The sequence below is a fragment of the Candidatus Methanomethylophilaceae archaeon genome (genome assembly GCA_017524805.1).
Classification (GTDB): domain Archaea; phylum Thermoplasmatota; class Thermoplasmata; order Methanomassiliicoccales; family Methanomethylophilaceae; genus Methanoprimaticola.
On the sequence record JAFXUX010000045.1, the window covers coordinates 1 to 9,030 of the forward strand.

The window sequence follows — 9,030 nt, forward strand, 5'->3', positions numbered from 1 at the left end:
ATGGAGTTCGAGTTCGAGAGGATCTATCTGACCGTCACCCTCTCCTACGCCGGGGACGGATCCTACAGCTTCAGCGATACCGTCGCCTACGGCGAGCGGTTCGACCAGGTCGTCCAGGCATACGGATCGGACATAGGGAAGGCCATCGTGATCTCCAGCGACGGCATCGACGGCGACTACCATTCCGCCGAGTACGACGTCGGCACCCTGCAGATACACGTCATCGACGCCGAGAACTCCGAGGTAATCTTCGGACCCATAACCAAGGACGTCACTCTGTACTACTATTACGTCTGAGCACGAAAACCCAAACGGGCGGGCCTTCGGGTTCCCGCCCCAAACCCCTTAAATCTCATTTTTCATGACGTTTCAGCTAATAAGATGCTCACTCAATAATATGATTGATTCATCATTATATTTTATATAATCTCATTAAAAATAAAATATTTTTATCAAAATTATTTCTAATATTTAGCATATTACAAAAAACATATATATGCAGGCAGAACAATCTCATAAATAGGTTGGGGCGTGACACCGCTCTGCTAATCGGTATCCTCCCTATAGTTGCGCCCCAACCATTTCAGGGTAATGCATCCATCGATTTATTTTTGTTGCGGATTTATTGTAGGGAAACCTCTATTTAATGTGAAGTTACCATATTTAGATTCATCCATTTTTATAGGTTAAATTAAATAATATTGCCTCTGCTATATTTTCATTGAAACATCAACAAATTTATACCCCATCGTCATGACAATATCGATTGCATCCGCTTGGCGGTTGCGAGTGAGGTCATTTCAATGCCAGACGCAGAAAACGCCGGTACCCAGAGCGGTACCTACGAGCTTCTCAGGACGATCGACTGGAAGCAGGGTCTCATAATTGCTATGGGTATTCCGATTCTGATCGTCCCGTCACTGTGCGATCTTTCATTGAACCTCTGGGCCATGAGCATCCTCATATGGGTGTTCTCAGTCCTTTCTGGATTCCTGCTGAATCTCCCTCTGGGCGAGATGTGCGCCACATTCGGCGTCGCAGGCATCGGAGGTTCCATTCAGCACGTTTACAGGGACGATGATAAATACAAGAACAAAAAGATCAACATGGGCAGAGTCATAGGGTCGCTGGGAGCCTGGGCTTATTTCGCCACTTGGGTTCCGGTCATTCCGATCTTCACGATCATGACCGGCGTCTATATCAACGATTACTTTGACCTGGGGTTCGACGGAATGACCGGAACTCTGTTCTACCTCGCCATCGGGGCTCTCATCTATGGATTCATCATAGTCAGCGGCCGCAAAGGTCTCGAGGGCGGCGCCAAAGTGCAGCTCATCCTCGCTATCATCACGATCATCCCCATTCTGATCATCTGTCTTGTGCCCCTTTTCAACGGAAACTTCAACTTGGACACGATCACGAGCGAGATGGTTCCCACTTCCAAATCGTGGAGCGGAAGCTCCTGGATATGGGACGGGGACACCATTCTGATGGTCCTCGGATGTTTCACCGTCGCCCAGTGGAGCGCTGTCGGATGGGAATCTGCGGCTACCTACGGGGCAGAATACAAAGACCCAAGCAAAGACGTACCCAAAGCGCTCACCGCCTGCGGCCTTCTCTGCTTGTTCATGTATTTCGTCATCGCATTCTGCATGTACGGAACCCTTGGGCAGGCTGGCATCGAAGAGGCCGGAGCTTCCACCCTCATCCCCATCGCCAGAGGCGACTTCGGTGACATCGGAGGTCTCCTCGCCGTTATCCTTCTCATCGCCGGTATGGTCATGATCATCCAGAGCGCTTTCCTCGCCACCGCAAGAACTATCCAGATCATGGCTTCGGACGGCAACATGCCCATGATGTTCTCCAAGACCAACAAATACGGGGTTCCCATGAACGCCATGTTCTTCGAGGCCTTCATAGGGTTCTTCATCATAGTCGCGGGAATAACTGCGTCTCAGATTCTTGCTGTTTCCGCGCTGGGATTCGCCATAGCGCTCGGCATGTGCTGCTGCGCCTTCATCAAATCCCGCAGGGACCCCAGGTTCAAGAACGTCGAGAGAGTCTACAAAGTGGGCAAGATCTGGTATGCCGGAGCGGTCTTCATGGCGATCTTCGAGTTCTTCTTCATGATCCCCGGCCTGCTCTATTACGTATACATCACCATGGGCCTGCTGTATGTGTTCGTGGGGATTGCGGCAACCTTCGCCTACGTTCCCTGCTGGCTGCTCATCCAGTATTGGAACCACACCCACCATCCTGAAGTCTCCTGCGGAATCAATTTCGGCGCTGGCAACGGGAAAAAAGAAGCCGCACCCATCAAAGGGTCACGCTGATTCAACGGGGCTTCGGCCCCAAATTTTTCACTTCCTTTCCGATGGCACGGAAAGGAGATTTTTTTACGGTTGCGACATATGACCCGCCATGGCTTGGAGGCGCTCGGAACCCGAACGGATCGATGACATGCTGTATGCGATGTCATGTTCCGGATACGATTATGACGCCGCCGAAAGTTTCTTCGGCGAGAACCCACCGGACGGCTTTTCATGCTCATCCATATCAAAAGGCAGCCTGTTGGGGCGGAATTACGATTGGGCCATCGGAGACAAAGCAGATATCGTGGTAAGCACCCCGGCTTGGGGAGGGAGGCACGCCACTCTCGGGGTATCGTCATCCCTCATCCCCGCGGCTGAGGTCGAATCGGGGGAGGATTCGCCTCTCTTCCAATACGTCCCGTTCATGACGATGGACGGCGTCAACGATGCCGGATTCGCATGCAGCGTGAATGGGATCACCGTGAGCGACCGCGGGAAAACCCAATCCACCCGCCCCGGGTTCAAAAGGATGTCTATGGCACTGATCGTGAGGTATCTCCTGGACAATGCGGGTTCTGTCCATGAGGCCGTGGACCTCCTGCGCAATCTGGACATCCATTCCATCCCCAAAAGCCACATGGGCGGGTTCGAGATGCATTACATGCTCATGGATTCCATCGGTTCCGCGGTGGCCGAGTTCATCGGAGGCAAGCTGTGCCTTACCTACGGCGTCCGCATAATGTCCAATTTCCATCTCACAGGGGTCTACAAAAGGGCTGACCTTTCCCCCCATTCTCATGGGCTGGAGAGGTATGGCGTCCTATCGGATGGCTATGCGGGCGTCACTGACAGGGAAAGCATGATGCGTCTGCTGTCGAAGGCCTGGTATTCCAAGACATATGATCGCTCTACAGTCCCGTTCTGGTACAGCGAATATTACAACGATTACACCCGCAAAGGCGAGGGCGATTTCCGCGTGGGGATGGTGGCCGAGGATTGGATGGAAGCCCGCATAGACCGCGCCATTAAGAAATTCGACGGCAAAGGCGTGGTCGACATGTGGCATACCGGGCACAGCTCGGTATACGACATCTCAGACGGATCTCTGGACCTCATTGCTAATGAGACGGGAAGGAAGCACTCTTTCAGGCTCGGGAACTCGCCGGAATTATAAGCAAGGAATCAATCCGGCCATCATGGCGGAAAAGGTTGAGATCGATGGGATGGCGTTCGAACTTCGGGACGGCGCTGTCGCGCTCACGGGATGCGATTCTGAGGCCACAAGCATCTCCGTCCCAAGAGAGGTGCGCATCGGCGGGTGCGACCGTCCGGTTGTGGCCATCGGCGAGAGGGCTTTCCAAGGGCTGCCGCTGATCAGCGCGAAGATTCCGCAGGGTGTCATCCACATAGCCGAGGAGGCCTTCTCCGGATGCCAGTCTTTGGAATCCGTATCTCTGCCGCCCGGTCTAGAATTCATCGGCAGGAAAGCCTTCTACGGCTGCATATCCCTCGCTCAGATAGAGATGCCGGAGGGGGTCCAATGCATCGGAGAATCCGCCTTCGCAGATTGCTTCAGGCTCCGCACCGCATCGCTGCCCGAGAGCGTAGATTTCCTTGGAAGCTGGGCTTTCTCGGGTTGCGCTTCTCTGCTGGAAGCCGCCGTTCCTCCGAGATTGGGCGTCATCAGGGAGGGCACATTCTCCGATTGCATCTCTATGAACTCAATGACCATCCAGAGCGGAGTCACAAAGATCGAGGACATGTCCTTTTTCAAATGCATGTCGCTCTTAGAGGCGGATATCCCGGAGGGCGTCTCGCACATAGGCAAAGGAGCGTTCTCCGATTGCATATCGCTGTCCAGGCTCTCATTGCCCAGAAGCCTTGAATCGTTGGGGTCCAGCGCCTTTTTCGGGCTGACTCTGGCCGACAGCGAAGGCCATATCCTGGATCACACCGCCGAGAACGTCCGCGGATGCATCTTCATGAGCGATGGCGCGGCCCTCAGGAAAAGCCAATAATGAGAGAGAAAGGGATTTAAGCGGTTTGAGAAAGGAATCGCTTCCTGATGACGCTGATGGGGATGAGGCCCTCGTTGAATTCGGCCTCCGCGATGTCGATGGGATCCAACATGTCGGCGATGACGTCGGGGTCGGCGAAGGTAGGGGCTCCGCAGGATATCTGCAGCGCACGGGCGCCGATTATCCTTGCCTTCTCGAATCTGGTGATTTCTTTTTCCGTAAAACCCACCTGGCTGTCCAATTATCGTGTCATATAAATATCCATCGCCAAGAGGCCCGCTTCAATTGCGCTTCAGCTTTATTATGGCGAAGACCAGCTCGGCCCATGCAGCCCTTTGGGCCGGATCTATGGTACGGAGGACGTCCTCCCCCAGGCAGGAATCCGAGAAGGCGAGGAACCTGTCGAATTCCGCGTAATCTGCCAAAGTCATGCGGCCGGAGGTTCTGAAGCTCCGGAGAATCTCTTCTTCAAGCCCATCCCCTTCGAGCTTGCGGATCCTGGACACGGCGAGCCATCTGAGCCAGCGGCAGAACAGGAATCCGTTCTCTTCGGCGGCGAATTCGGATTCGGTCTTGGGCTTCCTCCTAACGGAATCGGCTATCGCATGGAATATCGCCGCTAGGCCCTCTATCTTGGCCCAGGACGCGTTTTGGGCGATGGCATGATATCTGACAAGGACCGAAGCCATCGATTGCGAGAGGGCCGTCTGCGCCTTGTCAATCTCCTTTCCCGATTCGCCTTCGATCGATTCCGGATCCAGCCGATACGTCTCCGGCGATCTGATCCCGGTGATTCTCATCAGCGTGCCCATGGATTCGGCCGCCTGGCGCGCCGGGCCCATCTCCTTGGAATTCCCGGGAAGCGGCTTTCCGGATATGATCGATGCGGTTATGGCGCCGATCAGATCTGACCTGCTTTCGAAGCTTTCCGGAGGGGTGCCCGCCGAATAGGCCCATTCCGCGGCCGCGGCTGCGCCATATGCCTTGAATATTCTGGGCAGAGATTTCTCGCCCTTCAGCGGATAGCCTCTGCGGGCGCAGATCTCGGCGAATTTGGCGGCGTCAGACAGCGCCAGACCGTCTGTGACCCATATCGACAGCGTTTCATCCAGCGCGTCCGCAAGCTTGGAGACTTCGCGGTTCAGACCCGAGATGTTAGCCAGGGCTTTCCTCAGGGAATCCAGGTCCCCGGGGGTCAGGCTGCCTATCACGCGCCCGACAAGAATGCCGTCGTCCCCCAGCGCGCGGGCGGTCCTGTCCAGAGCGGCGAGCTCGTCGGCGTGTGATATGCGCTTCCCGGCGATGGCCATGCCCACGGCGGAATCGATCTCCTTTTTGGTCATCCGTTTGAAGGCCACCAATCTCGCCGGCGCCGACCCTTCGAAGCCTTCCACCGAAACCGGGATCCTGACGAACCAGCACATCATCCCCTGCCTCTCGGAAGAGACGACCATCGCGTCGCATCCGAATCCTTCCGGGAGCTTCGCGGCGTCCTCCCGCGAGACCTTGGAGATGTCCGGGCCGTAGAACAGCACGCCGCTCCCCAGATCCAGATCCCAGGGTAAGATCCATTCGCAACCTTCCGGCGGGGAATCGGCCCATCTCTTAACTTCGAAGCGCGCCCCCGGGATCTCGAAGGCGGCCGGCGGCAGGCCTCTGATTATCTTCGCCGAGTCGCAGGTTCCGGCTATGTACTCTATATCAAGCCCCTGCGCCGGGATCGGACGGAAAAACCTTTCGGAGGCGTCGAAATACACGCGCAGCTGGCATTCCGCCATGCCCATGGGGGCATCCGCCGTGTCTATCCTCGGGTTCTTGATCGTGGCGTCCGGGTCTATGCCGAACTCGAATCTGTGGCTGCCGATGTGGTCTATGGCTTCCTGAGACTTATCCTTCCCGAAGGGGATCCTCATGCGCTTCTCGAGGAACGCGATGTTATAGTCCGGAGCGAACTTGTCCGTTTTCCAGGGGCAATAGACGATGACCTTGTCCACGCTCTTCCTTTCCGAGGCGGTGATGTTCTTCCCCAGCAGCTCCTCCCCAGTCTCCGTTATGGATATCCTGCGGATCGGCGTGGTCTGGTCTATCCTGCTCAGGTTGTGCCTCAGCATCCCCACGTTTCTCAGGCGGTTTATCTCGTCCAGAACCAGAGGGAACAGATCTGAGTGCATCGAGAACACCCCCATCATGTGCTGTATGTCCAGATCCTGGGATCCGATGGTCTGTCCGATCTCGACCATCTTCATGACCAGGTATTCCAGCCCCGAGGCCCTCTTGACCTGGTGCAATGACGCCAGGTACCGGACCTTCATCACCGGCAGTTCCATCGAAACCGAGAGGTCGCCGCTCATTCTGCCGCCTCCGGTATTTCAGATGCATCGGCGAAGCAGTCGGCCAGCTTCAGATCCGAGATTATGTCCTGGTATGCGTTGGAGTATCTCCCGTTGCCGTCCAGATCGACGGAGACCTTTCCGAGGGAGTCAGCATCGCCCACGATTATCAGAAGGCGTCTGGCGCGGCTCATCGCGACGTTTATCCTCCTGAAATCGGATATGAACTTCGATTTGGTGGTCCTGACCAGGGAAACGATGATCACGTCGCGCTCGTCGCCCTGGAAATCGTCCACGGATTTGACCATGAACCGCTCCTCGCCGTCGTTTCTGAACGACCTCAGCCTGAATCCGTTCCTGCCGTCCATGCGCAGTATCCTCTTGATCGATCTGATCTGGTCGGCGTATGGGGTAATCACGCCCATGCTCATCGGGACGCTCCTTTCAGAGCCCAGAGGGTTGCCGAAAGAATCGCAGCGGCATCTGGAATCCAGAAGTTTAACCAGCTTGGCGACGGCATCGGCTTCGGCGTCGTTGACGAACGAAGTGCTGCCGCCTTCCCTGCGTTCCTTTCCTTTGCAGTCTATGAACAGAACGGAATGCTCGGGAGTTATCAGCGGGCGGGTCCTGCCGTCTATCCTCATGCGGTGGCTCCTCTCGGGGATGCCCTCCGGCATTTCCAGGGCGCCTCCGTAGAATCTGTTGATCACCCCCATTATCTGGGACGTCATGCGGTACTGCGTCTTCAGCATGGTCTTGGAATCCTCTGACGCCCGGTCGAACATGGACATGAACAGAGGCTCGGAATACATTCTGGCGTATTTCGCGTTGAGCTCCTCCATGGTGTCGTCCTCGGCCCTCTCGTTGTATACCGGCGGAAGCTGCTTGTGGTCCCCCACCAGGATGACCTTCTTCGCGTAGGACATGGGGCGTATCAGCTCCGGGAACGGGACTTTGCTCACCTCGTCGATGATGGCCACGTCTATCCCCATCTTTCTCAGGTCTATCTCGGGGAATTCCCTCGCATTCGATCTGGAAGCGATCTCCCTTGCCGTGCAGGTCATGCCCACCACGTTGACGCAAGACGACAGCTCGTCGATGAGCTGGTCGGAATCTATCCCGGCCACGCTTTCCGTTCTGAGGTATCCGTCTATGTCCCTGCATGCGGCCATGGTCTCCCTAAGGTTCATCCCGCTGAACGCGTCTAAGACCTTGGCCTCTTTGTCCACTATCCTCCTGGCCTCATCCATCGTCTCATAGCGGTCGGTGACCTTCATCAGAGAGAACAGCTCGGAGACTATGCCGTGCAGGTGCCTCTCAGCTTCCAGATATTCTGCATATGCCGGATTGGACGCGTAAGTATCCATCTTCGCCCCGTAAAGCGAGCGGGCCTCATCCTCGTCCTTGGGGTCGTATCTGGATGCCTTTTCCGCTTCATCCCTCTCGGCTTCTGCCTCGCGGCGGACGATCTCCTGGATCTCCTCCAGAGCGTTCTTGATCTTCGGGATGGAATTGGGCATCCCTTCGGCGAACATCAGCGACAGCGCGTCGTTGGGCAGCGTGCCGGCATCCCGGAAGCCTTCGTATCTCTCTATGGTGTCGTAGAGGTCGTCCTCTGAGATCGATGCTATGGCGCTGCACAGACCGTCCGGCCCGAATACAACGGAATCCCTGTCGTGGGCTCCGATGCCCTCGAACAGCGATAGGATCTTGGACGCATAGTCGCGGTAGTCGTCCCTCTCGAAATCGCCCAGCCTGCCGAGCCTGCCGCACATGGCCTCGTATCTCCTTCTGGACGATTCCAGGGCGGCGTTGTCGCAGCTGATCTTGTAAAGGCGGTCGTTGAGGTCCTTTCTGAGCGCTCTGACCTTCCTAATGGTCGGCTCGGCCTCGGCTTTTTTCGGGGCGTAGGAGTCCTTGTAGAACGCTCTGAATTCCGATATCTTGCCGTCGATCTCGGCCCTGCGCTCCGGGTCGCCGAAAAGGTCCATCCTGTCCTCGACGGCCTTGCATATCCCGCCGTAGAACGTGGACACGATGTTCTTGAGCTCGTATTCGCTTTCTTTCTTTTCGGCCATTATGCGCACCGGCCTGATGAAGCTGTAAGGCCTGAGCCTCTCGAAAGCGTTGTCCACGGCTTTGTTCCCTTGGCTTGCTATCAGCACCTTATGGCCGCGGATCACCTCTTGGGCGGCTATCTCGGCTATCACCTGCGTCTTGCCGGTTCCAGGCGGCCCCTGGATCATGTAGAACCCGTTGGCGAACACGGCGCCGTTTATCGCCCTCATCTGCAGCTCATTGAAATGCCTCCCGAAGGTGTGGCTTACGGACGCCTCTTTGTGCGGGGGGATCAGCTCGGGGCAGTATATC

Annotated in this window: 7 protein-coding genes; 4 read left to right on the top strand and 3 right to left on the bottom strand. The window is 56.1% G+C overall.

The genetic code is table 11. From position 1 onward, the window contains the following. From IKP20_09045 to IKP20_09060, 4 genes are all read left to right on the top strand, one after another. The coding region (locus tag IKP20_09045) for a hypothetical protein (protein ID MBR4505091.1) at window positions 1-297 on the top strand (297 nt) is incomplete at its 5' end. A 506-nt stretch (window positions 298-803) separates the two neighbouring features. Further along, window positions 804-2,333, top strand: a complete 1,530-nt coding sequence (locus IKP20_09050) for an APC family permease (protein MBR4505092.1) — start codon at window positions 804-806, stop codon at window positions 2,331-2,333. An 88-nt stretch (window positions 2,334-2,421) separates the two neighbouring features. Next, window positions 2,422-3,486 carry a linear amide C-N hydrolase gene (locus IKP20_09055; protein MBR4505093.1) on the top strand — a complete coding sequence of 355 codons (1,065 nt, stop codon included), beginning with the start codon at window positions 2,422-2,424 and terminating at the stop codon, window positions 3,484-3,486. 22 nt (window positions 3,487-3,508) lie between these two features. Beyond that, window positions 3,509-4,330, top strand: a complete 822-nt coding sequence (locus tag IKP20_09060; GenBank protein ID MBR4505094.1) for a leucine-rich repeat domain-containing protein — start codon at window positions 3,509-3,511, stop codon at window positions 4,328-4,330. Window positions 4,331-4,346: 16 nt separating this feature from the next. On the opposite strand, the gene IKP20_09065 is transcribed toward IKP20_09060, so the two are convergent. The 3 genes from IKP20_09065 to IKP20_09075 all read right to left on the bottom strand — a co-directional run. Next, on the bottom strand, window positions 4,347-4,559 hold the full coding sequence (locus tag IKP20_09065) for a DNA-directed RNA polymerase subunit K (GenBank protein MBR4505095.1): 213 nt from the start codon (window positions 4,557-4,559) through the stop codon (window positions 4,347-4,349). 52 nt (window positions 4,560-4,611) lie between these two features. After that, window positions 4,612-6,681 (bottom strand): hypothetical protein, encoded by a 2,070-nt coding sequence (locus IKP20_09070; protein ID MBR4505096.1) that lies wholly within the window; start codon window positions 6,679-6,681, stop codon window positions 4,612-4,614. Then, on the bottom strand, window positions 6,678-9,030 hold a 2,353-nt coding region (locus IKP20_09075; GenBank protein ID MBR4505097.1), incomplete at its 5' end, for a hypothetical protein. The genes IKP20_09070 and IKP20_09075, both read right to left, overlap by 4 nt.